This is a genomic window from Martinezella lusitana, assembly GCF_016901135.1.
Lineage (GTDB): Bacteria > Pseudomonadota > Alphaproteobacteria > Rhizobiales > Rhizobiaceae > Rhizobium > Rhizobium lusitanum_D.
This window is the reverse complement of record NZ_JAFEVL010000075.1, coordinates 341,953-368,611: the sequence shown is the minus strand read 5'-3', so window position 1 is coordinate 368,611 and position 26,659 is coordinate 341,953. Positions and strand designations below refer to the sequence as shown.

Here is a 26,659-nt window from a genome sequence, read left to right as displayed (position 1 = left end):
ACGAATCCCGGCCCGGCTGCTTGCCGGGCATCATGAGAAAGTACTGATGGCGGATTTTGTAGCAGTCATTCGACGGGCCGTGGATGGCCTGACGGAAAACACTCCCGAGATGCGGGTCAAGGTTTACGATCGAGCTCGTGGTGCCGTTCAGCGGCAGCTCGAGAGCATGAAGCCGCGTCCGCCCGAGGAGATGCTACGCCGCCAGCTGGACAAGCTGGAAGTTGCGATCGTCGAGGTCGAAGCCGAACATGCGGAAGCCTTGCCGGCGGTCGAAGAGCCAATCGCGGAAGCGCCTGCGGTCCACGAGGAGGTCGCGCCCGAGCCAGCTCAGGAGCATCATGCCGTTGCGGAATCTCATGTAGAAGAGCCCGAGCAGGCTCCCGTCGAGGTCCATGCCCATGAGGAACCCGCCTACGAGGAGCCGGTTGCAGATGTCGAGCCGGAGCGGACGCACGAGCACGAGCCTGTAGAAGAATGGAGCGAGCCGCAGCATGCCGCGGCGGAACATCACGCCGAGGTCTACGAGGAGCCGGCTCCCGAATCGGCTCATCATGACGAGCCGAAGGCCGATGCCGAGGAAGCGCCGGCGGTTACTGCCGAACCCGTCCATGCCGCCCCGCCATCTCTAGCGAGCCGGGCGCCGGTTGACGATGTTATAAGCCAGGTCGAACAGATTTGGGCGGAGGTTGATGCGCCTGCCCGGCGCAGCGCGGCGGAGCCGGCGATTTCACAGCCTGACGAGCCCGTGATGCCTGCTGCTGTTTTTGCGGAGACACCATTCGGCCACGCTATCGAGCCGGCTGAAGCTGCGAAGGCACCTGCCGGCAACAAAGGCTTCGTATGGGATGCGGATGTTTTCGAGGAGCTACAGCCGACGCCGGCAGCTCCCCAGCCGGTGCAGCCTGCCCGACAGGTGCCGGACAACGCCTTTGAAGACGTCGACCTCTTTGCCGACGTGCATTCTTCGTCAAAGGGCGCGCTTGCGAACGAAGCTGCCGGCGATGGCTGGCGCGAGCTGAAGGAACTCGCCGGTTTCGACAAACGGGGCGAAGACCAGCGAGGCGGCGGTTCTTCCATTCCGCCCGATCTCGATCAGGCCATGTCAGCAAAGCTGCAGGGCAGAAGCTTCCGCATGGAGCCGAAGCGCCGGCGTTTCAATGCCACCAGCGTCGTTCTCACGCTTGTCGGCCTCGCCATCGTCGGTGGTGGCGGCTATGCCGCCTGGCTCAATCGCGATGCGCTCAACAACATGGTGACGAAACTCGTCAGTTCCGCGCCGAAGAACTCGTCTGCGGCGACGCCTCCCGCTTCAGACACGGCAAACAGCAGCAGCAATGCTGCGGCTCCCGCACAGCCATCGGCTGCCGCGCCGGCTCAGACCCAGACCAACACCGCCGCTGCTAAGCCACCTGCTGCCGTCAATACGGATGTCGCCGCATTGAACAGCGACCCCAATACGGTCGCTACGAAATTCACGCAGCGTCTTCGGCCTGACGGCACGGAAGAGGATGAAGGGCCGGCTGCAAACGGCCAGCCCGGCGTCGTTGAGGGCAAGTCCGTGGCCGAGCAGAATGTTGCGTCCGCAGCACCTGCTGCCGGAGCACCTGCTGCCGCTGTACCCGCTGCCGCGACAGCGGCGACGCCGCCTGCGAACAATGCGGTTGCTGCGCCTCAGACTCAGCCGCCCGCCACTGCCGCGCCGGCTTCGACCGATCAGCAGGCTCCAGCCGCCACTCCACCACAACAGCAGGCAGCAGCCAATCAGCCGCCGCCCGTTACCCAGCAGACGGCTCCGGTCACGGACGGGCAGAAGGTCTTTCTCTATGAGGAGCGCCTCGGTCAGACGTCGCCGGCTGCCTTCGAAGGCACCGTCACTTGGTCGGTACAGGAAGGCAAGGGCGCTGATGGCCGGCCGGAACCTTCGGTCCAGGGCCTTATCAACGTTCCGGAACGCGGCCTCACAGCCACAATCACAGTCTCCCGCAATGGCGACCCTTCGCTGCCGGCAAGCCATCTGATCGAGCTCGCTTTCCAGGTTCCGCCGAATTTCGAGGGTGGTGCGATCGACAACGTCCAGCGCATCGCCCTTAAGGCGACCGAGCAGGATCGTGGCGATGCGTTGATCGCGGTGCCTGCCAAGGTCACCGACGACGTCTACATGGTCGCGCTCAACGATTTCCCGGATGCGCGCAAGACCAATCTCGACCTTTTGAAGACTCGCAACTGGATCGACATTCCGGTTGTCTATCGCAACGGCCGCCGTGCCTTGCTGACGATGGAGAAGGGACCGACCGGCACCGACGCTTTCAACAAGGCGATCGCGGAATGGCAGGCGCTTGGCGGTGTCGCCTCGAGCGGTCAGTAAGTTACTCTCAGTCGATTGATACGAAAAAGGCGGGCCTCGCGGCCCGCCTTATTTTATGTTGCGATGAAACGCTTAAATCGAAGCGTCAAGCTGTTGCTTCCACGACCCGCAGGGCCTTGGCGCGCTCGAGCGCATCCTTCTGTACCGCTTCCTGAACCTTTTCGAAGGCACGGACTTCGATCTGGCGGACGCGTTCGCGGCTGATATCGAACTCGGACGAGAGGTCCTCCAGCGTCACAGGATCATCGGCAAGGCGGCGAGCCTCGAAGATGCGGCGTTCGCGGTCGTTCAGCACGCCCATCGCGCGCGCCAGCATACGGCGGCGCGTATCAAGTTCGTCCTGCTCGATCAGTACGGCTTCCTGGCTTTCATGATCGTCCACCAGCCAATCTTGCCACTGGCCTGAATCGCCTTCGGAAGCCTTGATCGGCGCGTTCAGCGAAGCGTCACCCGAGAGGCGGCGGTTCATCGAAATGACCTCCTCCTCCGAAACGTTCAACTTGGTGGCGATCTCGGAGACATGCTCCGGCTTCAGGTCACCTTCATCGATGGCCTGGATACGACCCTTCAGTCGGCGCAGGTTGAAGAACAGGCGCTTCTGGTTGGCGGTCGTGCCCATCTTCACCAGCGACCAGGAGCGCAGGATATATTCCTGGATGGAAGCCTTGATCCACCACATGGCATAGGTTGCCAGGCGGAAACCGCGCTCCGGATCGAACTTCTTCACGGCCTGCATCAGGCCGACATTGCCTTCCGATACGACTTCGCCGATCGGCAAGCCATAGCCGCGATAGCCCATGGCAATCTTCGCCACGAGGCGCAGATGGCTGGTGACGAGCTTGTGCGCGGCCTGGCGGTCGGCATGTTCCGCATAGCGCTTGGCGAGCATGTACTCTTCCTGCGGTTCCAGCATCGGGAACTTGCGGATCTCGTCGAGATAACGATTGAGGCCGGCTTCTCCGGCAGCGATGGACGGTAAGGTATTACGGGTCATGAATGCACCCTCCTAATTCGAGATTTGGTTCCTTCTGGGGGCGTATTGCGCGCCTTCTGCGAAGCGGACCAAGGCGTGCGGGTTACGAAAACCCCGCACTAAACCAATGTATAGATAAGTATGGCGAAACGGCGATTCAAGAACGGTGTCACGCAAGTGTTACCGCGGCGTGACCGCTAGTCTCGCCGTGATATCGCCCTTGGGATTCTCCTCCCGAATGCTCCCGCACGATAAGCTTCAACCATATCGGCCACCAAAACGCGTCCGCGTTTTCGATAACCGAAGGCGCACCGGAGTTCGGTCCTCTGGGAAAGAGTATAGGCCGACAAGGGGCAGGCGTCCAGCCGGACGTTCACCGCGGGAAATTGCCGCTCATGCGCGGAGCGCGGCCGCCAGGTCTTCCATATCGTCGGGCAGCGGCGCCTCGAAATGCATGACCTCGCCGGTTCGCGGATGCTCGAATTGCAGCATGTAGGCATGCAGGGCCTGGCGCGTGAAGCGATTGACGACTTCCTTTGCCGCCTCCGGCAGAAGGTTGGCCTTGGTCTTGAAGCCGCCGCCATAGACGGCGTCGCCCAGCAGTGGATGGCCGATATGCGCCATGTGCACGCGGATCTGATGGGTCCGGCCCGTTTCGAGATGGCAGTCGACCAATGAGGCGAGGGCGGTCGCGTCCGGCGCCTCGTGGAAGCGCTCCAGCACTTCGTAATGCGTAATGGCCTCGTCGGCGTCCTGAGAACCTGGGCGTTTGACGGCGCGCCGTGTGCGGTCGTTGTTCGAACGTCCGAGCGGCGCATTGACGGTACCGATGAGCTGGCGGGGGCGTCCCCAGACGATTGCCTGATAGGCACGTTCCAGCGACGTCGTTCTCCCGTGATCAGCAAATTGCAGCGACAAGTGCCGATGGGCGACGTCGTTCTTGGCGACGACCATCACGCCGGTGGTGTCCTTATCCAGCCGATGCACGATGCCCGGTCGACGCACGCCACCGATGCCGGAAAGGCTGTCGCCGCAATGATGGATCAGCGCGTTGACCAGCGTGCCGGTCCAATTACCGGCGGCGGGATGGACGACGAGCCCGGCAGGCTTGGCGATGACGATGATGTCTTCATCCTCATAGAGCACGTCGAGCGGAATATCCTCGCCCTGCGGCGTCGGGTCCTCGGGCTCGGGCAGCGTGATCTCGTAGACGTCGCCGGGGCGCACCTTGCGCTTGGCATCGGTCACCGGCTTGCCGTTCAGCAGCACTACGCCTTCCTTGATCAGAGCCTGGACGCGACTGCGGGAAAATTCCTTGCCGAACTCTGCGGTCAGCCACGCATCGAGCCGGCCTTCGGCGCTTTCATCGGCGGTTAGGACTTTTCTATTGCTCGCGGCTTCTTTAAAGGGGTCGCTCAAACGTATTTCTCCGGCGCTCGAGGGCGCTCTCAATCAGTAAGGACGCATCGATGACAAATCTCGAGCCAGACGATCAAGAGGAAAAGCCCCTCGATCCGGCCCTGGAGAGTGTCCGACGCAAGATGATCCGCCTGCAGATCATCTCCGCGGCCGTCATGGTGGTGAGCCTTATGGCTGTCTTCGGGGCCGTTGTCTACAAGACGATGCGGCCGGCGGCAAAGCCGGCTGGCCAAGCCACCGCCAATATTCCCTCGGACGCTCCCGTCGCCGTGACGGCTTTGCTGCCGGCGGGCTTCACCGTCCAGTCCACGGCTCTTTCGGGAAACCAGGTGCTGTTCTACGGCACGCTCGCCAGCGGCCAGCGTCAGGCCGTCGTCTTCGACTACGGCATCGGTCGCATCGTGGCGACCATATCGCTGTCCAATTGACGGCCGCGCGATGACGAGCGATCGGCTCATCGAGATCACGCATCCCGACGATCCGCGCATCGCCGAGTTCCGTGATATCCGCGAGCGCGATCTGACGGGTCGCGAGAACCGCTTCATCGCCGAGGGTACGGTGGTGCTGCGGCTGCTTGCCGAGGCCCATGCGGCGGGCGGCGATTTCCTCGCGGAGAAGGTGCTGCTGCTGCAAAACCGCGTCGCCGGCCTCGCCGATATCATCGCTAAATTCCCTCCCGAGGTTCCGGTCCATGTCGCGACATCAGAGGTGCTCGACGGCATCGTCGGCTTCCATCTGCATCGCGGCGTTCTGGCGCTTGGCCGGCGGAAGACGGAAAGCGAACTGAGCGCGTTTCTCGACCGCCTGCCGCGACAGGCGCTCGCGCTTGTCGGTTGCGGCATTTCCAACCACGACAATATGGGTTCCATGTTCCGCAACGCGGCGGTCTTCGGGGCCGATGCGGTGCTGCTCGACGACAGCTGTTGCGACCCGCTCTATCGAAAGGCGCTACGGGTGTCTGTCGGCTCCGTTCTGACCATGCCCTATTGCCGACAGTCGAGCGACGTCGATCTGCTAACGGCGCTCGCCGATCGCGGCTTTGCGATCTGGAGCCTGTCGCCGCGGGGGGAGGCCGATATTCGCGATGTCCCGCCATCCGAACGCATGGCCCTGGTCGTCGGCACGGAGGGGGATGGTCTGCCGCAGAACATCCTGTCCGCATTCGGCAGCGTGCGGATACCGCAGGCTCCGGGGCTCGACAGCCTCAATGTCGCGACAGCCAGCGGCATTGCGCTCTTCGAGATGGCGTCGAGGATCAAGCGCATCTGAGCGCCGTGCATGCTATTGGACTAGGGATGCTTCGGCAGCATGGCAGCCACTCGGTCGGCAAGGCTGATGCGCGCGCCCTGCTCGGCGGCGTTCTTACCCTTGGGCAGAAGATCGAGGATGGGGGATGCGCTGCCTTCCTTGAGCGCCGTCAGCGCCACCATGTTGGCGGCGATCGTTGCGATCTCCTCGCGCATGGCCTCCTCATGGGCCGGCGTGCGGGCCTTCAGCAGGCGGTCCGAAAGGGCTGCGGCCCGATTACGGACCTCTTCCGTCATGTGCGCGATGTCATTTTCCACTGTGCGTTCCGGTTCAGCTGCGTTCGTCTGATTGTCGGCGCTATCCACGATCATGGACACTGCTGAGAGTTTTGGCGCTTTTGCCGGCTTCTTCGGAGGCGCTATGCCGGCGGCGCGCAACGCCTTGTTGGCTTCCCTCGATTCCTTGACGGCGGCTTCGAGCCGTTCTTTCAGGCGGGCAGCGTCCTGAACGTGCCGCTCGATCGCGGTCTCCTTGTCGGCGCTGCCGGCAATCTCGCGGGTCAGCCGTTCGTCCAGCCGCTTGTTCTTGTCGGTTTCCTGCCGAAGCGACCGCTCCGCATCCGTGGCGCGCAGGCTTGCGGCGTTGAGATCGCGGTGCAACGTATCGCGCTCGTCCCGCAACGTGTTGATGCGAAGCTTCAAACTTTCGATTTCGGTTTCTCTGGTCGCAAGGTCGATCTTGAGATTGTCGGCATCGGCAGACATCTTCATCATCCGCTTGCGCAGGTTGTCGACATCGGCTTCCTTCTCGGCGCTGGTCTGCTCCGCGGCATGAACGCCTGATTTGAGCTGGCTGATGTAGCTCTCTTCACGCCGCAGGCGCGAGCGAAGCTCCCCGGCTTCCACTTCCAGATCGTCGATGCGCGTCTGCAGTTCGCCGTTGCCGCCAGCAAGCCGGCTGGCTTCCTGCTGAAGCTTGCCATTGTGGATCTGCAGCGCGACTGTTTTGTCGCGCTCCTGTGTCAAGGCCTGCTCCGTCCTGGCATTTTCCGCGGCAAAGAGTGCGCGCGCCATGTCCTTCTGCGCCCGCACTTCCTGTGTGCTCAGCGGCATGGTCGCCTTCAGGCGCTTTTCGGTGAACCAGACGATGCGGCGATGGATTGCCGGCGCGATGAGAAAGACCAGAAGAGAGGCCGTCAGAAAGCCCAATCCGAACAATAGAGCAAATTGAATCACGACGCGGCCAGTATCCTGGATTTATTTTCGATCTCGATGAAATGATTAATCATGGGCTGGGCATGCGGCAAGCGTTTAAAGCGGATATGGTTTATCGGCGCGGGCCGGATTTGCTGAAAGAAAAGGCCCGCAATCCAGGCGGGCCAAGGCATCGGCTGCTTGGGAGACGATATAGCCAATGCTCAGAAGGGATTCCAGGTCGCGTTGGGCGTGACCTTCAGATAGCCGAGGTTGACGCCGAGGCGGGCACCAAGGCCGGTCCGGATCGGAACCAGCACGATATTGTTGTTCTTCAAGACAGTCATCCCGAAGCCGGCGACGACGAAGGCCTGGCCGCTGACGCCGCCGAAGCGGGTATAGACGCTGTTAATGCTCGGCAGATCATAGACCAGCATCATGACGCGGGTGCCCTGGCCGCCGTAGTCGAGGCCGAGCGAAGGACCCTGCCAATAGAGTGGATGCTCGCCGGCATTCTTGGTGTTCAGCTGGCCTTCGCCGTAAGTCAGGCCGGCGAGGAAGGCACCGGAGCCTTCCTGGCCGAGAATATAGCCGTTGGGCAGGCCATATTGCTGGAAGGCGCGCTCGACGACCTTGGCGAGGCCGCCGCTGGTGGAGCCGAAGAAGGAATGGCCGGCATCGACGATTTCCTGCGCCGAATATTGACTGTCGGGCGCGGCAGCGGCCTGACGGACCGGTAGTGCGAAACTCACGAATGCAACAATGGCCAGGATCAGACCGAGCCCGAGCGTCCTGGTGCCGAGGCTTGGCATTCTCTTCAGGAATTCATAGCGCATGAAAGTCATCCGTTCATCATGGTCGGTGCGATGGACGTGCCAAGCATGGCTCGCCCCCTCTTTCAGACCGTTCCGCCCGTCCATCGCAGTATGATTCGCGCGCGAAGACGTCTGATAGTGATGAATGCATTTTGCGTCGATGGTCTTAACAATCGGTTTACCAAATATGGTGTCTTTATGGCGTGCGGTACACCGGCTGCGACAATCCTCGAGCAACCTTACCGTGGCAACGTGGAATCTACTGCGTTTCGCCTTGTCAGCATTCAGGAGACAATGAATGTCGAAGAATCCGAATCTCACTCTGACCGGACCGGATCTGGCCGCGCTGTTGTGCAGCCGCGTTTGCCATGATGTGATCTCGCCGGTCGGGGCGATCAACAATGGCCTGGAGCTGCTCGACGAGGGTGGTGCCGATGCCGATGCGATGGATCTGATCCGCACCAGCGCGCTCAATGCCTCCGTCCGCCTGAAGTTCGCGCGCCTAGCTTTCGGCGCGTCCGGCTCGGTCGGCGCATCGATCGACACGGGCGAAGCCGAACGCGCCGCGAAGGATTTTGCCGCCGCCGAGAAGAAGACCGAGGTGAGCTGGGTCGGCCCGCGCGCCATCATCGCGAAGAACCGGGTGAAGTTGCTGCTCAATCTTTTCCTCGTCGCCTATAGCGCGATCCCGCGTGGCGGCAATATCGAGGTGACGCTGGAAAATCCCGAACTCGAGGCCAAGTTCACGATCACCGTCAAGGGGCGGCTGATGCGTGTGCCGCCGAAGTTTGCGGAAATCTGCTCCGGCACGCTGGAAGAGGCAATCGATGCCCATTCGATCCAGCCCTATTACACGGTGCTTCTCGCCGACGAGAGTGGGATGGAGCTCTCCTACAATGCGACGCCGGAAGAGCTCACCTTCACCGCGATCATACCGGCCGCATAGACGGATTCTTAATAGCTGCATTTTTTCACCCGCGGCCGAATGGCGGTCGCGGGATTATCTTTTCGTGCATTCAATATTTTTGCAATCTTCCGGTTGTCCGCGCAATTGACAATATAGCGGTAACGAATCCTTAGCTTGCTGATCCTATCGTTCCAATTTGAAGTCGTCGTTCATTTCGCGGCGACTGACGCTAAGGAGCGCACACATGCAGCGGTTCATGATAACGGATACATCGGATGTCGTACGCAAGGTCGGCAAGCGAATTCTATCCGAGCTGGATTTCCTGGTGAGCGAGGCCGGCGATGCCCGTGAAGCCTTGATGCGTTGCGAGGCCGAGATCCCGGACTATCTGATTGTCGACGCCGGCATGGAAGGCGCGCTCGAGCTGATTGCGAGCATCCGTGCCATGCCGAACGGCAAGGACGTGAAGATCTACTATTGTGTCGTCGAGGCGGACCTGCGCAAGCTGATGGCTGGAAAGCGGGCTGGCGCTACGGACTTCCTGTTGAAGCCCTTCGACCGCAAGATCTTAACGGCGATCTTCGGCAATCGCGCCATCGCCGCCTAGTTCTGCTGAGGATTATCAAAATAATGACAGCCGTCCTTTCGGGGCGGCTTTTATTTTTCTGCGGCGCTGCCAACAAAAAATCCCGCCTTTGGGGCGGGATTTTGATGCACGGGCGGCAATGGCGGGGAGGCGGCTCAGGCGCTTTCGGCGAGCTCGTGGTTGTCGGGCTCGCGCAGCACATAACCACGGCCCCAGACAGTTTCGATGTAGTTGGCGCCGCCGGCGGCATTGGCGAGCTTCTTGCGCAGCTTGCAGATGAAGACGTCGATGATCTTCAGTTCAGGCTCGTCCATGCCACCATAAAGATGGTTGAGGAACATTTCCTTGGTGAGCGTCGTGCCCTTGCGAAGCGAGAGCAGCTCCAGCATCTGGTATTCCTTGCCGGTCAGATGCACGCGCTGGCCGCCGACTTCGACTGTTTTGGCGTCGAGATTGACGATGAGCTCGCCGGTCATGATCACCGACTGGGCATGGCCCTTGGAGCGGCGAACGATGGCGTGAATGCGCGCGACCAATTCATCCTTATGAAAGGGTTTGGTCATATAGTCGTCAGCACCGAAGCCGAGACCGCGGACCTTGTCTTCGATGCCGGCCATGCCGGAGAGGATGAGGATCGGCGTCTTGACCTTCGAAAGGCGCAGCGTGCGCAGCACTTCGTAGCCGGACATATCGGGAAGGTTGAGATCGAGCAGAATGATGTCGTAGTCGTAAAGCTTTCCGAGATCGACGCCTTCTTCACCGAGATCGGTGGTGTAGACGTTGAAACTTTCGGATTTGAGCATCAATTCGATGCTCTGCGCTGTCGCGCTGTCGTCTTCAATGAGTAGAACCCGCATAATTGTCCCCTTTACCGCCGCCGAAAGGTCGTCAGCCCCCTTTACGCGATACCGATCAAATCACTGCATGATTTGGAAGCTGCCATGGAATGGTTAACAAATTCTGATTCACTCTGGCAAGTCGTATCGAATTTATTAAATAATTTTTCCATTGCACTGTTTTCCAACGACAATCAGCAATATCCGTTTCTAAAGTATCGCATTAGGAACCTACGCCAAGTGATTTATCCGACTCATCAATACCGACATATCGAATTCCGACCGCGGCATTTACTGACCCTTAAATCATTACGCCTATCATTAACGATGCCCGTAAACGAAAGGTTACCAGCGGTAGGTTTTTATTAAGATCGCTGGAAATTTTTTTAACCAAGTCGTCTAAAACCGGTTTGGCGGGCGGAAATACCGAGAGCCGGGGTCTCGCATCACGGGAGTAATGCGTATGAAGTCACGTGAGAGCCTAGTTCGCCTGAAAGAGTTTCAGGTGAACGAAAAACGCCGTCAGCTGCAGCAGTTGCAGATGATGATGGCGGAATTTGACCGCATGACGAAGGATCTGGAGAGCCAGATCGTGCTGGAAGAGAAGAAGTCCGGCATTTCTGACCCTAACCACTTTGCTTACCCGACCTTTGCCAAGGCCGCCCGCCAGCGCGCGGACAACCTGCAGGTGTCGATCCGGGAGCTTCAGGTTCAGGAAGAGGCGTTGGAATATTCGCTTGAGGAAATGCAGGCCGAATATGCCAAGGCCGCAGCGCTCGAGGAGCGTGACGGTTCGGGCCCCGCAAGGGCCCGCGCCTGAGGTCGCGATTTCGTCGTCCTCTTTTGATCCACGCATTATTCCATTCCGACACGGGGCCTTCCTCGGAATATGCGGGATAAGACAGAGGCGGCACAAAGCCGCGCATGACCGGCCGTGACAGGGCCGGTCATGCGCGGCTTTTTGTATTTTCGTCTGTGTCGACGTGGCATCTGCCTAGCGTTCTTGCATTCGGCATCTGCCTGGACACACCAGCGAATCCTTGTTTGACACCACTGCCTAGAGATTGACCACGTCGCGCCAGTCATCATGGCGCTGGGCCTGCGCCTTGAAGAAGGGGCAGAGCGGAATGATTTTCCAGCCACCGCGGCGGGCTTCCTCGACGGCGTGAAGAGCCAGCGCCTGACCGACCCCCTTGCCGCGCAGGGCGTCCGGCACGCCGGTATGATCGACGATGATGAGCTGGGGGGAGGCGCGGGAAAACGTCATTTCCGCCTCATGACCCTCGACGGTCGCGACATAGCGGCCACCCGACGCATTGTCTTCGTTGCGGATATCCATGGCTTATCTCCCTGATCGTTACATGCGGCGAAGATTGCATGGGCTCGCCAAGCTGCCAACTGTCGAATGCTGCATCATGGTCCGGCCTGCCGGCGGATGTCGATAAGCGGACAATCGTCCCATACCTGAACTTCGATGAAGGCATCTGGTCCACGTTGATCTCTCGACAGCGTCGGGTCGGGGAGGCCGTAGCGAGCGACCACCTGCGTGATCTCGGCAAGGGTGAAAACCTGCCCATGCCATGGTTTGTCGGAAGGGCTCGCCGGGCGTATGTGTGGGCAGCTTGCCATGCTATCGGGAAAGGTGAATGTGATCGTACGAGGATCGAACAGGGCGAGCGGAAGGACAATGGATGCAGGGCGGGATCTGTCCCACCCGTCGGCCATGTCGCCAAGGAAGAAATAGATAGGGCGGGTGAGGGGTGTTTCGCCGATCTTTCGGGCGCGTTCCGCAATGAGCCAGCCTTCGGTGCACAACCGTCGCGACAGATAATTTTCCTTGAGATAGGAATGCCCGCCAAGCCGGATCGACGCGATGATCCGCTCCGCATCGTCGCGCGGCAGACCGCAGACGTTGCGGAACGCACCCCGTTCGGGGTGGAAATTATGGGTAATCACCGTGGGTAGCGTGTGAAGCAGCAAGTGGCCTGAACCCTTCAATCGGCCGGGCTCTTGTAACACGCATCGCGGGAGCGCCATGCGGAAATCTTAAGATGGATGCTTCGTCGGCGCCTGCTTACAGGGAGACCGACAGCCTCGCCTCAAGGCGGCTTCAACGGAACAATTCGGGCCTCTTTCTGTCCCATTTTGGGGTGAAAGAGGCCCGAACCAAAGATCAGATAAAGGTCGTGTCTGTCGCTGTTGTCAGTGGCGATACTGCTGTATGCGGGTCGTCCGCAGGCCGGCAAGGCCATGGCTGTTGATGGACGACTGCCAGGAGAGGAACTCTTCGACGGTCAACGTATAACGTTCGCAAGCTTCTTCCAAGCTGAGCAGACCACCACGCACAGCGGCAACAACCTCTGCCTTACGACGGATGACCCAGCGGCGCGTATTCGGCGGCGGAAGGTCGGCTATCGTAAGCGGGCTGCCATCGGGGCCGATGACATACTTCACTCGGGGACGTATCATTTCGGTCATTGGACTCTCTACACACACTCAAGACCACGAGTGGCACTCTATCTCGCCACATTTAAAAATTGCCTAAGCACATAGTAAGACTTTGCTAAGAATTTTAAGAAATGTGGCCGGCGACTGATTTGCCTTTGGCCGAAGAGATAAAACGCCGGATAATCCCCTGTTATTTCAGGGGAAATGGCTTTCATCCTATCATTTTTTGTCAGTGAAAACTTACGCTTTCGGGTCAAAAATCCCTGCACCGGCTTTGTTACCCGGTCGCGTCAAAGGGGATCTTTCTTGCGAAAAAGCGCTCTTAAGCGTGTATGGCGCTCTTCTTGCCGCCCCAACAGATGAAGTGCGGGTTTGCAAAGTCGCTATCCTCGCTCTGGTCGATCTTGCCATAGGCCAGGGGACGGCCATCAACCGTCACGGTAGCGCCGCCGGCCGCGCGCAAGACGGCATCGCCGGCTGCGGTATCCCACTCCATGGTGCGAGCGAAGCGCGGATAGACGTCGGCCTTGCCTTCGGCAACCAGGCAGAATTTCAGCGAGGAGCCGATCGACGTGCAGGCGGCAACCGCATTGTCCGAAAGGAAGCTTTCGGTCCTTTCATTGCTGTTACAGCGGCTGGCAAGCGCGGTCAGATTGACCGGCTGTGCGCGCACGGCGATGGTCAGGCGGTCGGCGACGGCAAAATGATCGTCGACGATCAGCTTGCGGGCCCTTCCGGGCTCACCGGTAAAGGCCACTCCGAGTGCGGGGGCATACACGATCCCGGCAACGGGAACGCCATTCTTTATATAGGCGATGTTGACGGTGAATTCGTCACGATGCTCGATGAATTCGCGCGTGCCGTCGAGCGGGTCGACAAGGAAGAAGGCGCGGCCGCGAACATCCGGGACCCTGCCGGCGGAGACCGATTCCTCGGCAATGGCCGGTATATTCGGAAAATCGCGCGCGAGATGCTCGAGGATGATGTGTTCGGCGCGCTCGTCTGCAAGGGTTACAGGGCTCATATCCTGTTTTAAGGCCACGGCGTAGCCGGCGCGGTAGACCTCCAATATGGCCTTCCCCGCCTCGAGCGCTGCTCTTTCGAATGTTGCAAGCATCTGCCTGTTCGTCTTTCCGCACCGTGTCCGCGGTTCAAGTTTCCGGACACTATATATAAGAAGTCCCGATTGTGGAGTTTAGACTTCAAAAGATCTGGCTCGTTCCGGCTTAGCGCCTGAACCGAGGTTTCGCAACAGTGCTTTGCATGCTTGCGTCGCCGCTAAAATCATTGACCTGCGAGGCGTGTTCTTCGGGAGACAATCATAGGCTTCTCCTGCGCATTCGGAAAAGAACATGTTCTGTTTGCGAATCTTTTTCGTCCTTTCGGGACTTGTCGTTTTTATTGCATATGCGAATGTGCGGCCGGGTCGTGATCGGGATGAATGCATGCGATATTCGGCATATCAGCTTCTAAAACAGGCGTTTTCGGGCAACCGCAATTGGCAGCCGGTGTGGCGGACGCCGGAGCCGAAACCGCATTACGACGTGATCATCGTCGGCGGCGGCGGGCATGGGCTGGCGACGGCTTATTATCTCGCCAAGGAATTCGGCATCACCAACGTCGCGGTGCTGGAAAAGAACTACCTCGGCTCCGGCAATGTCGGCCGCAACACCACGATCATCCGCTCCAATTACCTGCTGCCGGGCAACGAGCCCTTCTACGAATTCTCGATGCAGCTCTGGGAAGGGCTGGAGCAGGATTTCAACTATAATGCCATGGTCTCCCAGCGCGGCATCGTCAACCTCTTCCATTCCGACGGCCAGCGCGATGCTTATGCCCGGCGCGGCAATGCCATGCGCATGCATGGTGTCGATGCGGAACTTCTGAGCCGCGAGCAGGTGCGCCGGATGATGCCCTACCTGAATTTCGACCATGCGCGGTTTCCGATCCTCGGTGGTCTCTTACAGGCGCGCGGCGGCACGGCACGGCACGATGCCGTCGCCTGGGGCTATGCGCGCGGCGCTGATAGCCGCGGCGTCGATCTCATTCAGCAATGCGAGGTGATCGGCATCCGCCGCGAGGCTGGCGTTGTGACCGGGGTGGAAACGAACCGCGGCTTCATCGGTTGCAACAAGCTGGCGCTGGCGGCGGCCGGCCATACGTCGATCCTGGGTAATATGGCCGATCTGGAATTGCCGATCGAAACCCATGTGCTGCAGGCCTTCGTTTCCGAGGGACTAAAGCCGGTGATCGACAACGTCATTACCTATGGCGCGGGACACTTCTATATCTCGCAGTCCGACAAGGGCGGATTGGTCTTCGGGGCTGATATCGACTACTACAGCTCCTATGCCCAGCGCGGCAATCTTGCCACCGTCGAGCATACGATGGAGGAGGGCGTGGCGCTCATTCCCGGCCTGTCGCGCGTCCGCGTGCTGCGCACCTGGGGCGGCGTCATGGATATGAGCATGGACGGCTCGCCGATCATCGACCGCACGCCGATCGACAATCTCTATCTGAATTGCGGCTGGAACTATGGCGGCTTCAAAGCGACGCCGGCCTCGGGTTTCTGCTTCGCGCACCTGATCGCCAAGGGCGAAAGCCACGAAGTCAGCCGCCTCCTGCGTCTCGACCGCTTCGAGCGCGGCTTCGCGCTGGACGAAAGCGGCAAGGGTCCGCAGCCGAACCTGCATTGAGGGCACGAAACCAATGGCAAGCTTGATCAACTGCCCGCATTGCGGCATGCGACCGAAGGAAGAATTCTCCATTCGCGGCGCGTCCGTCGCCCGTCCCGCTCCTTCGGCGCCGGATGAGGATTGGCATCGCTATGTCCATATCCGCGACAATGAGCGCGGCCGGATTCTCGAATACTGGCATCATGCGGCGGGCTGCCGCCGCTGGCTGGTCGTTGAGCGCAGCAATATCACCCACGAGGTCTTTTCCGTCATCGATGCCGAGGACAAGGCAAGGGAGGCGGCGCAATGACGGCCTATCGTCTGTCGACCGGCGGCCTCGTCAATCGCAGCCGCCCGCTTTCCTTCAAATTCGACGGCAAGGATATGAGGGGCCTGGAGGGCGATACGCTCGCCGCTGCTCTCCTTGCCAATGATCAACTGCTCGTCGCACGCAGCTTCAAATATCATCGGCCGCGCGGCATCCTGACGGCAGGTTCGTCCGAGCCCAACGCGCTTGTCACCATCGGCAAGGACGGGCGCACGGAGCCCAATACGCGCGCCACCGTCGCCGAGCTCTATCAGGGCATGGCGGCCGTCAGCCAGAACCGCTGGCCGTCGTTGAAATATGATTTTGGTTCGCTCAACGGCCTGTTGTCGCCGTTCCTCGGCGCGGGCTTCTACTACAAGACATTCATGTGGCCGGCAGCCTTCTGGGAGAAGGTCTATGAGCCGCTGATCCGCCGCGCCGCCGGCCTCGGCAAGGCTGTCATGCAGGCCGATCCGGACCGCTATGAGAAGGCCTGGGCGCATTGCGATCTGCTTGTCATCGGCTCCGGTCCTGCCGGATTGATGGCGGCGCTGACTGCGGCGCGTGCCGGCCTACGCGTGGTCCTCGCCGATGAGGGCTTCCGTCTCGGTGGTTCGCTGCTGTCGGAAAGGGTCTCGATCGGCGGCGCCTCGGCCGATGTCTTCGTGCAGGCAACGCTGGAGGAGCTGCAAGGTTTCGAGAACGTCACCCTGATGCCACGTACGACTGTCTTCGGCTGGTATGACGGCAATGTCTTCGGTGCGGTCGAGAAAGTGCAGAAGCATGTCGCTATGCCATCGCCCGACCTGCCGGTCGAGCGTCTTTGGCGTATCGCCGCCAAGCGCGCCATTCTTGCTTCCGGCGCCGAGGAACGTCCCCTTGTTTTCGGCGGCAACGACCGGCCGGGCGTGATGATGGCTGGCGCCATGCGCAGTTATCTCAATCGCTATGGCGTCGTTGCGGGTCAAAAGGTGGCCGTGTTCACCAATGGCGGCTCGGGTTATCGCACAGCGCTCGACCTTGCCGTAGCGGGCGTCGAGATTTCGGCTATCATGGATACGCGCGCCGCCTCTTCCGACGTTGCGCCGCAGGGTGTTCGCGTCGTGCATGGGGCGAGCGTACACGCGACCAAGGGCAAGTATCGCATCAGCGGCGTTATTGTCGATCGTGGCGGCCTGGATGAACTCATTGCCTGCGATGCGCTCGCGATGTCCGGTGGCTGGTCGCCGATCATCCATCTTGCCTGCCAGCGCGGCGCAAAGCCGGTCTGGTCGGACGAAAGCCAGGCATTCATGGCGCCGACGGTCGGCGGTGAGCTGGAGATTGCTGGGTCGGCTGCGGGCATCGAGAGCACCTCCGGCTGTCTCGCCGATGGAGCGGAAAAGGCGCGGAAGATTGTCGAAAGTCTTGGCCGTACCACACACGCAACTGATATGCCCGAGGTCGAGGGAGACTATGATCCGTCCTTCGCGGCGATCTGGCATGTGCCCGGCGCCAAGGACAAGGCGTTCGTGGATTTTCAGAATGACGTCCATACCAAGGATCTCGGTCTTGCCCTGCGTGAGGGTTTCGGCCATGTGGAGCACGCCAAGCGCTACACAACCAGCGGCATGGCGACGGACCAAGGCAAGCTCGGCAATGTGAATGCCGCCGGCATCATCGCCGGCATGCGCGGCGTCAGCCCTGCCGCCGTCGGCACGACAACGTTCCGGCCCTTCTACACGCCCGTTTCCTTCGGAGCGCTCGCCGGCACCGCGCGCGACAAGCATGCGCAGCCCGTGCGGGAATCGCCGCTGCACGGCTGGGCGAAGAAGAACGGTGCGACTTTCGTCGAGGCTGGCCTCTGGTATCGCTCGTCCTGGTTCGCGCGGCCGGGCGAAAAGGGCTGGCGTGACAGCGTCGATCGCGAGGTTCTGAACGTCCGCAACAATGTCGGGCTTTGCGACGTGTCGACGCTCGGCAAGATCGAGGTGTTCGGCAAGGATGCCGCGGAATTTCTCAACCGCCTCTATTCCAATGCCTTCCTGAAACTGCCTATCGGCAAGGCGCGTTACGGGCTGATGCTGCGCGAGGATGGCATCGTCTTCGACGACGGGACGACCAGCAAGCTGACGCCCGATCACTTCTTCCTGACGACCACGACCGCGATGGCCGGCGAAGTGATGACGCATATGGAATTCTGCGCGCAGACGCTCTGGCCGCAGCTCGATGTTCGTTTCGTCTCCTCCTCCGATCAATGGGCGCAGATGGCGATTGCCGGGCCGAAGGCGCGGCTGGTGCTGGAACAGATCGTCGAGGACGATATTACCGATGCATTCTTCCCGTTCCTCGCTGCCGCCGAAGTCATGCTGAAGGGCGGTCTGAAGGCCCGCCTGTTCCGCATCTCCTTCTCCGGTGAGCTCGCCTATGAGCTTGCGGTTCCTGCTGGCTATGGCGAGGCCGTGGCGGATGCGATCATGGAGGCCGGCAAGGCGCACGGCATCTGCGCCTATGGCGTCGAGGCCCTCAACGTGCTGCGCATCGAGAAGGGCCATGTCACCCATAATGAGCTGGATGGTCGTACGACGCCCGACGATGTCGGCCTTGGAAAAATGATGTCGGCTCAGAAGCCGGATTTCATCGGCAAGCGGCTGTCCACCCGTTTCGGCCTGACCGCTGCCGACCGCGTGCAGCTCGTAGGCCTGAAACCGCTCGATGCGGCGAAGGAGATCCATGCCGGCGCGCATCTGTTGAGGGAAGGCGCCAGGCCGTCGACTGTGAACGATCAGGGTCATGTCTCCTCGGCCTGCTTCTCGCCCGTTCTCGGCCATTCCATCGCTTTGGCGTTCCTGAAGTCGGGCCGGGAGCGGATCGGCGAGCATGTGGTCGTCTGGGACGGGTTGCGCGGCGAGGAAGTGCCGGCGGAAGTCTGCAACCCGGTCTTCGTCGATGCTGACAACAAGAAGCTTTTCGGGTGAGGGATTGATGAGCGTCGCGTATCAAAACAGGCATGTGCTGGAAGATCACATTTCCGGCTTCGAGGCTGCCCCCAATCCGAATCATCTTGCCGTCGTCCGCCGGCCGGTCATCTTCTCCCTACTCGGCAAGGCCGGCGAAAAGGATTGGGTTCTGGCCGGCCTGAAGGCGATTGACGATGTGTCGGTTCGCGACGTCGGCCCGAGAGAATGGCTTGTTCTGTCGGAGACGCTTGGTGTCGAGAGCGTGGCGCGGGATCTCTTCACGCTCGATCCAGCTCGGGTTTCCTTCTTCGAGCAGAGCGATGGCCGGGTGTTGCTTCGTATTTCCGGCCCCAGCGTTCGCCGTATCCTGGCGAAATGTGTCGCCGTGGACCTGCATCCGCAGGTCTTCGCCGAGGGCCAGTCGGCCAGCATGTTGTGCTGCCATGTCAGCGCCAATGTCGCCCGCACCGGCCCTGACCACTTCGAGATCATCATCCCGCGCTCCTATGCCGGCAGCGTGTTCGAGGAGATCATGGAGATGGGGCGCGAGTTTGCCCTGACGGCCGGTTTTGCCGACTGAAAAGCCATAGGCCGCCGGACTTCGAATGCCTTGCCGATCGATTTGTGTCTCCGAAAAGCGATGGCGCGATCCGAACAATTGTGATGGCGCAAACAGACATATCGGTTTCGCAGTTCGGGCTATTTGGCTTCCCGGATAGTCTCTAGGCTGCCCTGCAAATGCGGCCGGTCATACGGGACAACACCCGGCGACTTCGCGCCGAAAACAGGGGATTCCTAGATGAAAAGCCATGCCAAGGTCGTCGTCATCGGTGGCGGTGTCGTCGGATGTTCGGTGCTCTATCACCTGACGAAGTTCGGCTGGACGGATGCGGTGCTGCTCGAACGTTCCGAACTAACCTCCGGATCGACCTGGCATGCCGCCGGTGGCATGCACACGATCAACGGCGATCCGAATGTCGCCAAGCTGCAGAAATATACGGTCGAGCTCTATAAGGAGATCGAGGAATATTCGGGCCAGGACATCGGCCTGCATTTGACCTCCGGCCTGATGCTTGCTGCGACGCCGCAGCGCTTCGACTGGCTGAAGTCGATCCTTGCCAAGGGGCGCTATAACGGTCTGGAGGCGACCTTGCTGACGCCGAAGGAAGCGCATGAGATGATGCCGCTTCTCGATCCCGATCAGTTCGTCGGCGCGCTCTACGATCCCGTCGAAGGCCATCTCGATCCCTATGGCACGACGCATGCCTATGCTCGGTCGGCGAAGAAGAACGGCGCCGACATCTATCTGCATACCAAGGTGGAGGAGTTGGTGCAGCGCGAGGACGGTTCCTGGCGCGTCATCACCAACCAGGGCGAGATCATCGCCGAGCATGTCGTCAACGCCGCCGGTCTCTGGGCGCGTGAGGTCGGCCGCATGGTCGGGCTCGAGCTTCCGGTGCTCGCCATGGAGCACATGTATCTGATCACCGAGGATATGCCCGAGGTGATCGGCTTCAATAAAACCACCGGCAAGGAGCTGATGCACTGCGTCGACTTCGATGGCGAGATCTATCTGCGCCAGGAGCGGCAGGGCATGCTGATGGGCACCTATGAGAAGGCATGTCGCCCTTGGTCGCCGCTGACGACGCCCTGGGATTTCGGCCATGAACTGCTGGCAGAGGATATCGAGCGCATCACGCCGGAGCTGGAAGTCGGCTTCCGTCATTTCCCGGCCTTCAACAATGCCGGCATCAAGAAGATCATCAACGGCCCATTCACCTTCTCGCCGGATGGTAACCCGCTCGTCGGTCCCGTGCGGGGCTTGAGGAACTACTGGTCGGCCTGCGCCGTCATGGCCGGCTTCAGCCAGGGCGGGGGCGTGGGGCTGGCGCTCGCCAACTGGATGATCTACGGCGATCCGGGCTTCGATGTCTTTGCCATGGACGTCTCCCGCTACGGTGACTATGCGACGCTTGCCTATACGAATGCCAAGGTGCGCGAGAACTATGCCCGGCGCTTCTCCATCCGCTATCCGAACGAGGAACTGCCGGCCGCCCGTCCGCTGCTGACGACGCCGATCTACGACAAGCTGAAGGAGGCAGGCGGCGTTTTCGGAGCTTATTACGGCCTCGAGCAGGCGCTGTGGTTCGCCCCGCAAGGCGAGGTGGACCAATTCTCCTGGCGCCGTTCCAACGACTTCGACGTCGTCGGCGCCGAGGCGAAGGCGGTGCGCGACAGCGTCGGCCTGATGGAAACCTCGGGCTTTGCCAAATATTCGGTCAAGGGGCCGGGCGCGGAAGCTTTCCTCGACAATCTGCTCACCTGCCGCATTCCGGCTGCGGGCCGCATGACGCTGGCGCCGATGCTGAAGCATGACGGCAAGCTCATCGGCGATTTCACGCTGGCGAAGCTCGGCGAGGGCGATTTCCTCGTCATCGGCTCCGGCATCGCCGAAGCCTATCATATGCGCTGGTTCGAAAGCCTGCTGCCCAAGGACGGTTCGGTCGAACTGAAGCCGCTGGGTCTGTCGCTTCTCGGCCTCTCGATCGCCGGGCCGAACGCTCGTAAACTGCTGCAGAAGCTGACGCATCAGGACCTTTCGACCGATGCCTTCCCCTTCATGTCTATCCGGCGCATGGATATCGGCATGGCTTCCGCCATCGTCGGACGTGTCTCCTATACGGGCGACCTGGGATACGAGATATGGATGAAGCCGGAACATCAGCGCTATATCTTCGACCTCCTGATGGAGGAGGGAGCCGAATTCGGTATCCGGCTCTTCGGTCTTCGGGCGCTGAATGCGCTGCGTCTCGACAAATCCTATGGCAGTTGGGCGCGTGAATACCGGCCGCTCTACGGACCCTTCGAGGCCGGCCTCGGCCGCTTCGTGGCACTCTCGAAAGAAGCCGATTTCATCGGCAAGGCGGCTGCGGCAAAGGAGAAGTCCGAAGGCGGGGTGTTGCGGCTGCGCACCTTCATCCTTGCGGCGAGGGATGCCGATGTCATCGGCGACGAGCCGATCTATCACAACGGAGCGGTCTGCGGCTGGGTGACGTCTGGCGGCTATGCCCATGCCTCCGGTCTTTCGGTTGCCGTCGGTTATGTTCCGAAGGAAATTGCCGATGAGACACAGGGCTGGTCGATAGAACTGCTTGGCGAACTCTTGCCTGCGGACCTGCAGGCGGAGCCCCTGTTCGATGCCGACGGAGCGCGCATGCGCGCCTAGGTGTGCTTGTGGAAAGCGAAGCTGGTAGGCCCTGCAGAGGGCCTGCCGCTGACAAAAGCTCTTCAGCGAAAATACCCTGTTTGATCATTTTGGCTATTTTTTGAGCCAGGGGATGCCGCTTTTGTGTCATTTTTGGCCTGATTTGCGCCATCGCACGGTGATTTGAAAAGAATTTGTCAATTTCTCGCCTTTTTGGCTTCACATTTCCTTCGAAAACGGTATGGAATCGCGCCCACGGGCCCTCTCGAAGGAGACCCTAAAAAGTAATAAGAGATGTGGTCGATTGACGCCGCATCCAGGGGAAATGACATATGGAGTACTTCGTACAGCAGCTCCTAAACGGGCTGACTCTCGGGTCTATCTATGGCCTGATCGCCATTGGTTACACCATGGTTTACGGCATCATCGGCATGATCAATTTTGCCCATGGTGATGTTTTCATGCTCGGCGGCTTTGCCGCTCTCATCACCTATCTGGTTCTCGTCTCGCTTTTCGCCGGCTTGCCGGTGGCGGTCATGCTCTTGGTGATGCTGATCGTCGCCATGCTGATGACGAGCCTTTGGAACTGGGTGATCGAGCGTATCGCCTACCGGCCGCTGCGCGGTTCGTTCCGCCTCGCGCCGCTGATCACGGCAATCGGCATGTCGATCGTGCTGTCGAACTTCATCCAGGTCGCTCAGGGTCCGCGCAACAAGCCGATCCCGACGCTGGTGGGTGATGTCTACAACTTCGGCGCCGTCTCGCTGTCGCTGAAGCAGATCATCATCTTCATCATAACGGTCGTTCTGCTGGCCGCCTTCTGGTATCTGGTCAACAAAACAGCGCTCGGTCGCGCCCAGCGCGCCACGGAGCAGGACCGCAAGATGGCGGCGCTGCTCGGCATCAATGTCGACCGCACCATTTCCGTCACCTTCATCATGGGCGCGGCACTCGCTGCCGTCGCCGGCACGATGTATCTGATGTATTATGGCGTCGCCAATTTCACCGACGGCTTCACTCCTGGCGTCAAGGCGTTCACTGCGGCGGTTCTTGGTGGCATCGGTTCGTTGCCGGGCGCTGTCCTCGGCGGCCTGATGATTGGCTTCATCGAGTCGTTCTGGTCGGGCAACTTCCCCATCGCGTATAAGGATGTCGCGACATTCGGCATCCTGGCCTACGTGCTGATCTTCAAGCCGACGGGTATTCTCGGACGGCCGGAAGTCGAAAAGGTATAACGCCATGGCAAATTCAAATTTCGTTGCAGACAAGACCGCGCCCGGCCTTGTCCAGAAAGGGATTACGGATGCCCTCTGGACCGCGCTCATCTCCTTCGGGATGTTCGTCCTCTATATCGGGCTGAAGACCGATCAGAACATCGACAACAAGCTGGTCATCGTTCAGCGCTGGGGGCTGCTGGCCATCATCGTCGCCATCGCGGCGGTCGGGCGATTCGTAATGACGGTGTTCGTACGGCCCCGACTGGATGCGAGAAAGGCCGCCAAGGACAAGGTTGCGCCGGTCGTGACTGAGCCGGGCTTCGTCGGCAAGAATTTCAACACGTTAGCGCTGGTTTTCCTGCTCATCTATCCGATGCTGGCACTGGCGCTTTTCGGTCCGCAGGGGTCTTTGACCTATGTCGACAACTTCGGCATCCAGATCCTCATCTACGTGATGCTTGCCTGGGGCCTGAACATCGTCGTCGGTCTGGCGGGGCTGCTCGACCTCGGCTATGTCGCCTTCTATGCGGTCGGCGCCTATTCCTACGCGCTGCTGTCGACGCATTTCGGTCTGTCGTTCTGGATACTGCTACCGCTCTCCGGCATCTTTGCCGGGCTTTGGGGCATGATCCTGGGCTTCCCGGTTCTGCGCCTGCGCGGCGACTATCTGGCGATCGTGACGCTGGCTTTCGGTGAGATCATCCGCATCGTCCTGACGAACTGGACTGACGTGACGAAGGGCAGCTTCGGTATTTCCAACATCACCAAGGCATCGATGTTCGGCATCTACACCTTCGATCTCAAGGACCCGCACAACTTCATCCGCAGCTTCGGCCTGCCGTTCTCGTCGGCCTGGTACAAGATCTTCCTCTTCTACGTCGCCCTGGCGCTCTGCGCGCTGACCGCCTACGTGACGATCCGGCTGCGCCGCATGCCGATCGGCCGTGCATGGGAAGCGTTGCGCGAAGACGAGATCGCCTGCCGCTCGCTCGGCATCAACACGGTGACGACGAAGCTGACGGCTTTTGCGACCGGTGCGATGTTCGGCGGCTTTGCCGGCTCCTTCTTCGCGGCCCGTCAGGGCTTCGTCTCGCCGGAATCCTTCGTGTTCCTCGAGTCTGCGGTGATCCTGGCGATCGTCGTCCTCGGTGGCATGGGTTCGCTGAAAGGTATCGCAATCGCGGCGATCGCCATGATCGGCGGTACTGAATTGCTGCGCGACATGGATTTCCTGAAGACCGGTCTGGTCTTCGGCAATACGACGATCATCCCCGGCTTCGGGCCGGACTTCACCCCTGAACTCTATCGCATGCTGATCTTCGGGCTCGCCATGGTCATCGTGATGATCATCAAGCCGCGCGGCTTCGTCGGCACCCGCGAGCCGACCGCCTTCCTCAAGGAGCGGAAAGCGGTCTCCGGCAGCTTTACCAAGGAGGGCCACGGCTGATGAACGCTGTGACCGCAACCCCCGACGACATCCTGCTGAAGGTCGATCACCTGTCGATGAGGTTCGGCGGCCTGATGGCGATCAACGACTTCTCCTTCGAGGCGAAGCGCGGCGACATCACCGCATTGATCGGGCCGAACGGCGCCGGCAAGACGACGGTGTTCAACTGCATCACCGGTTTCTACAAGCCGACGATGGGCATGATCACGCTCCGCCAGAAAAGCGGCAAGGACTATCTCCTGGAGCGGCTTCCGGATTTCCGGATCACGCGCGAAGCCAAGGTGGCGCGTACCTTCCAGAACATCCGCCTGTTCTCGGGCCTGACCGTGCTCGAGAATCTGCTGGTGGCGCAGCACAACAAACTGATGCGTGCCTCCGGCTATACGATCCTCGGTCTGCTTGGCATCGGCCGTTATCGCGCCGAGGCCAAGAATGCCATCGAGCTCGCGCGCTTCTGGCTCGAGAAGGCCGATCTTGTCGATCGGGCCGACGATCCCGCTGGCGATCTCTCCTACGGCGCCCAGCGCCGCCTGGAGATCGCCCGCGCCATGTGCACGGGTCCCGAAATGCTTTGCCTGGACGAGCCCGCGGCCGGTCTCAACCCTCGCGAGTCCAATGTGCTCAACGAGTTCCTGCGCAGTATCCGCAAGGATACCGGCACGTCGATCCTTTTGATCGAGCATGACATGTCGGTGGTCATGGAAATCTCCGACCATGTCGTCGTGCTCGAATACGGGCAGAAGATTGCCGATGGCACGCCGGATCAGGTCAAGAACGATCCGAGAGTGATCGCGGCCTATCTGGGCGTCGAGGATGAAGAAGTGGAAGAGGTGATTGCCGAAGTCGAGCACCTCCAAGAGGGCGAACATTGATGACGGGGCAACCGCTTCTGAAAGTTGAGGGCGTCGAGGCCTATTACGGCAATATCCGTGCGCTTTCCGGTGTCGATATCGAAGTCAACAGCGGCGAGATCGTCAGCCTGATCGGCGCGAACGGTGCCGGCAAGTCGACGCTCATGATGACGATCTGCGGCAGCCCGCAGGCGCGCAGCGGCTCCGTCATTTTCGACGGACGCGATATCACGCGCATGCCGACGCATGAGATTGCACGGCTTCGCATCGCCCAGTCGCCCGAAGGCCGGCGCATTTTCCCGCGCATGACCGTCTACGAAAACCTGCAGATGGGCGCGAGTCTCGACAATCTCAAATATTTCAACGAGGACGTCGAGAAGATCTTTACGCTGTTTCCGCGCCTGAAGGAGCGCCAGTCGCAGCGCGGCGGCACGCTATCAGGTGGCGAGCAGCAGATGCTGTCGATCGGTCGCGCGCTGATGGCGCGTCCCAAGCTGCTATTGCTGGATGAGCCTTCGCTCGGCCTTGCGCCGTTGATCGTCAAGGGCATCTTCGAAGCCATCAAGGTTCTGAACAAGACGCAAGGGCTGACTGTGTTCCTCGTCGAGCAGAATGCCTTTGCGGCGCTGAAGCTTTCCGACCGTGGCTATGTGATGGTCAATGGACGGGTGACGATGAGCGGTTCGGGCAGGGAATTGCTTGCCAATCCGGAAGTGCGCGCCGCCTATCTCGAAGGCGGGCATCATTGAACGCCGTTTTGCGGAGAATTTGATATGCAGGGAATTTTCTTCGAAAGCGATACCGGCGGCCGCATCGTCATCCGCGCGATCATCGTCCTCCTCGGCTTCTGGACCGCCTGGCGCGCGGGCCGGGCGGTCGCCTCCAACTGGGATTCCTATCCGTTGGCGGTGATCTACACCTTCCTGGTCGGGCTCGGGCTGCAATTTCTGCACCACGCCTTGTTCAACGGGCCGGTCTTCGACCTCGGAAACTATGTTCTCGACGTGGTTCTGCTGCTGATCTTTGCGACAGCCGGATATCGCTATCGGCGCACCGACCAAATGGTCAATAATTATTACTGGCTTTATGAAAAGACCTCGGCCTTTTCATGGAAGAAGAAGAATTGACACTGTGCCTAAACTAGGCACAGTCTGCGTGTGGCATCGGCGTAATCCTGTCTTATAAAAACGAATGACACCTGACGGGATCATGCTTTAAGTATTCGGAA

At 60.3% G+C, this 26,659-nt stretch carries 24 protein-coding genes and 1 pseudogene; 16 read left to right on the top strand and 9 right to left on the bottom strand.

Going from position 1 to position 26,659, the window contains the following annotated elements:
• Positions 1 to 46: 46 nt before the first annotated feature.
• Positions 47 to 2,365, top strand: coding sequence for a hypothetical protein (locus JTP94_RS33505; protein ID WP_204854644.1), 2,319 nt, complete (start codon positions 47 to 49; stop codon positions 2,363 to 2,365).
• Positions 2,366 to 2,450: 85 nt separating this feature from the next.
• On the opposite strand, the gene rpoH is transcribed toward JTP94_RS33505, so the two are convergent.
• Positions 2,451 to 3,359 (bottom strand): RNA polymerase sigma factor RpoH, encoded by a 909-nt coding sequence (gene rpoH, locus JTP94_RS33500; RefSeq protein WP_034503797.1) that lies wholly within the window; start codon positions 3,357 to 3,359, stop codon positions 2,451 to 2,453.
• Between the two features lie 372 nt (positions 3,360 to 3,731).
• Positions 3,732 to 4,757 (bottom strand): RluA family pseudouridine synthase, encoded by a 1,026-nt coding sequence (locus JTP94_RS33495; protein WP_204854643.1) that lies wholly within the window; start codon positions 4,755 to 4,757, stop codon positions 3,732 to 3,734.
• Between the two features lie 50 nt (positions 4,758 to 4,807).
• Between JTP94_RS33495 and JTP94_RS33490 the strand changes: the two genes are divergently transcribed.
• Both JTP94_RS33490 and JTP94_RS33485 read left to right on the top strand, forming a co-directional pair.
• Entirely contained in the window at positions 4,808 to 5,185 is a 378-nt protein-coding gene (locus tag JTP94_RS33490) for a hypothetical protein (RefSeq protein ID WP_204854642.1), read from the top strand.
• 10 nt (positions 5,186 to 5,195) lie between these two features.
• A complete protein-coding gene (locus JTP94_RS33485; protein ID WP_204854641.1) occupies positions 5,196 to 6,026 on the top strand; it encodes an RNA methyltransferase in 831 nt (276 codons plus the stop codon).
• Between the two features lie 20 nt (positions 6,027 to 6,046).
• Here the strand turns inward: JTP94_RS33485 and JTP94_RS33480 are convergent, their stop codons facing one another.
• A complete protein-coding gene (locus tag JTP94_RS33480; RefSeq protein WP_204854640.1) occupies positions 6,047 to 7,240 on the bottom strand; it encodes a hypothetical protein in 1,194 nt (397 codons plus the stop codon).
• Between the two features lie 182 nt (positions 7,241 to 7,422).
• Entirely contained in the window at positions 7,423 to 8,034 is a 612-nt protein-coding gene (locus JTP94_RS33475; protein WP_204854639.1) for a DUF1134 domain-containing protein, read from the bottom strand.
• Positions 8,035 to 8,311: 277 nt separating this feature from the next.
• On the opposite strand from JTP94_RS33475, the gene chpT reads away from it, so the two are divergent.
• Together chpT and JTP94_RS33465 are read left to right on the top strand one after the other, a co-directional pair.
• Positions 8,312 to 8,959, top strand: a complete 648-nt coding sequence (chpT, locus tag JTP94_RS33470; protein ID WP_204854638.1) for a histidine phosphotransferase ChpT — start codon at positions 8,312 to 8,314, stop codon at positions 8,957 to 8,959.
• Positions 8,960 to 9,164: 205 nt separating this feature from the next.
• Entirely contained in the window at positions 9,165 to 9,527 is a 363-nt protein-coding gene (locus JTP94_RS33465) for a PleD family two-component system response regulator (protein WP_034503804.1), read from the top strand.
• 134 nt (positions 9,528 to 9,661) lie between these two features.
• Here the strand turns inward: JTP94_RS33465 and ctrA are convergent, their stop codons facing one another.
• Positions 9,662 to 10,363, bottom strand: coding sequence for a response regulator transcription factor CtrA (gene ctrA, locus JTP94_RS33460; protein WP_047456684.1), 702 nt, complete (start codon positions 10,361 to 10,363; stop codon positions 9,662 to 9,664).
• Between the two features lie 442 nt (positions 10,364 to 10,805).
• Between ctrA and JTP94_RS33455 the strand changes: the two genes are divergently transcribed.
• Positions 10,806 to 11,162 (top strand): hypothetical protein, encoded by a 357-nt coding sequence (locus JTP94_RS33455; protein WP_037195441.1) that lies wholly within the window; start codon positions 10,806 to 10,808, stop codon positions 11,160 to 11,162.
• Between the two features lie 237 nt (positions 11,163 to 11,399).
• Here the strand turns inward: JTP94_RS33455 and JTP94_RS33450 are convergent, their stop codons facing one another.
• The 4 genes from JTP94_RS33450 to cysQ form a co-directional block, all read right to left on the bottom strand.
• Positions 11,400 to 11,681 (bottom strand): GNAT family N-acetyltransferase, encoded by a 282-nt coding sequence (locus JTP94_RS33450; protein ID WP_037195233.1) that lies wholly within the window; start codon positions 11,679 to 11,681, stop codon positions 11,400 to 11,402.
• Positions 11,682 to 11,755: 74 nt separating this feature from the next.
• Entirely contained in the window at positions 11,756 to 12,322 is a 567-nt protein-coding gene (locus JTP94_RS33445; RefSeq protein ID WP_204854637.1) for a hypothetical protein, read from the bottom strand.
• 222 nt (positions 12,323 to 12,544) lie between these two features.
• Positions 12,545 to 12,820 carry a DUF1153 domain-containing protein gene (locus JTP94_RS33440; protein WP_007533628.1) on the bottom strand — a complete coding sequence of 92 codons (276 nt, stop codon included), beginning with the start codon at positions 12,818 to 12,820 and terminating at the stop codon, positions 12,545 to 12,547.
• Positions 12,821 to 13,112: 292 nt separating this feature from the next.
• On the bottom strand, positions 13,113 to 13,907 hold the full coding sequence (gene cysQ, locus JTP94_RS33435) for a 3'(2'),5'-bisphosphate nucleotidase CysQ (protein ID WP_204854636.1): 795 nt from the start codon (positions 13,905 to 13,907) through the stop codon (positions 13,113 to 13,115).
• Between the two features lie 328 nt (positions 13,908 to 14,235).
• On the opposite strand from cysQ, the gene JTP94_RS33430 reads away from it, so the two are divergent.
• The 10 genes and pseudogenes from JTP94_RS33430 (at position 14,236) to JTP94_RS33385 (ending at position 26,558) form a co-directional block, all read left to right on the top strand.
• Positions 14,236 to 15,486, top strand: a complete 1,251-nt coding sequence (locus tag JTP94_RS33430; RefSeq protein WP_204854635.1) for a sarcosine oxidase subunit beta family protein — start codon at positions 14,236 to 14,238, stop codon at positions 15,484 to 15,486.
• A gap of 13 nt (positions 15,487 to 15,499) precedes the next feature.
• The gene (locus JTP94_RS33425; RefSeq protein ID WP_204854634.1) at positions 15,500 to 15,775 is read left to right on the top strand and encodes a sarcosine oxidase subunit delta; all 276 of its coding nucleotides are present in this window, start codon (positions 15,500 to 15,502) and stop codon (positions 15,773 to 15,775) included.
• Positions 15,772 to 18,729, top strand: coding sequence for a sarcosine oxidase subunit alpha family protein (locus tag JTP94_RS33420; RefSeq protein ID WP_204854633.1), 2,958 nt, complete (start codon positions 15,772 to 15,774; stop codon positions 18,727 to 18,729). Before JTP94_RS33425 ends, JTP94_RS33420 begins: the two co-directional genes overlap by 4 nt.
• Before the next feature lie 7 nt (positions 18,730 to 18,736).
• Positions 18,737 to 19,291, top strand: coding sequence for a sarcosine oxidase subunit gamma (locus tag JTP94_RS33415; protein ID WP_204854632.1), 555 nt, complete (start codon positions 18,737 to 18,739; stop codon positions 19,289 to 19,291).
• 219 nt (positions 19,292 to 19,510) lie between these two features.
• Positions 19,511 to 21,937: an FAD-dependent oxidoreductase gene (locus JTP94_RS33410; RefSeq protein WP_204854631.1), complete on the top strand. Its 2,427-nt coding sequence runs from the start codon at positions 19,511 to 19,513 to the stop codon at positions 21,935 to 21,937.
• A gap of 311 nt (positions 21,938 to 22,248) precedes the next feature.
• Positions 22,249 to 23,151: a branched-chain amino acid ABC transporter permease gene (locus JTP94_RS33405; protein WP_204854630.1), complete on the top strand. Its 903-nt coding sequence runs from the start codon at positions 22,249 to 22,251 to the stop codon at positions 23,149 to 23,151.
• Positions 23,152 to 23,236: 85 nt separating this feature from the next.
• Positions 23,237 to 24,580 (top strand): annotated as a pseudogene (gene livM, locus JTP94_RS33400) (high-affinity branched-chain amino acid ABC transporter permease LivM); the annotation flags it as partial.
• A complete protein-coding gene (locus tag JTP94_RS33395) occupies positions 24,580 to 25,452 on the top strand; it encodes an ABC transporter ATP-binding protein (protein ID WP_204854628.1) in 873 nt (290 codons plus the stop codon). The pseudogene livM and the gene JTP94_RS33395, both read left to right, overlap by 1 nt.
• On the top strand, positions 25,452 to 26,180 hold the full coding sequence (locus tag JTP94_RS33390) for an ABC transporter ATP-binding protein (protein ID WP_204854627.1): 729 nt from the start codon (positions 25,452 to 25,454) through the stop codon (positions 26,178 to 26,180). The genes JTP94_RS33395 and JTP94_RS33390 overlap by 1 nt, the downstream gene beginning before the upstream one ends.
• A 24-nt stretch (positions 26,181 to 26,204) precedes the next feature.
• Positions 26,205 to 26,558, top strand: a complete 354-nt coding sequence (locus JTP94_RS33385; protein ID WP_204854626.1) for a DUF6867 family protein — start codon at positions 26,205 to 26,207, stop codon at positions 26,556 to 26,558.
• The last annotated feature ends 101 nt before the right edge of the window (positions 26,559 to 26,659 follow it).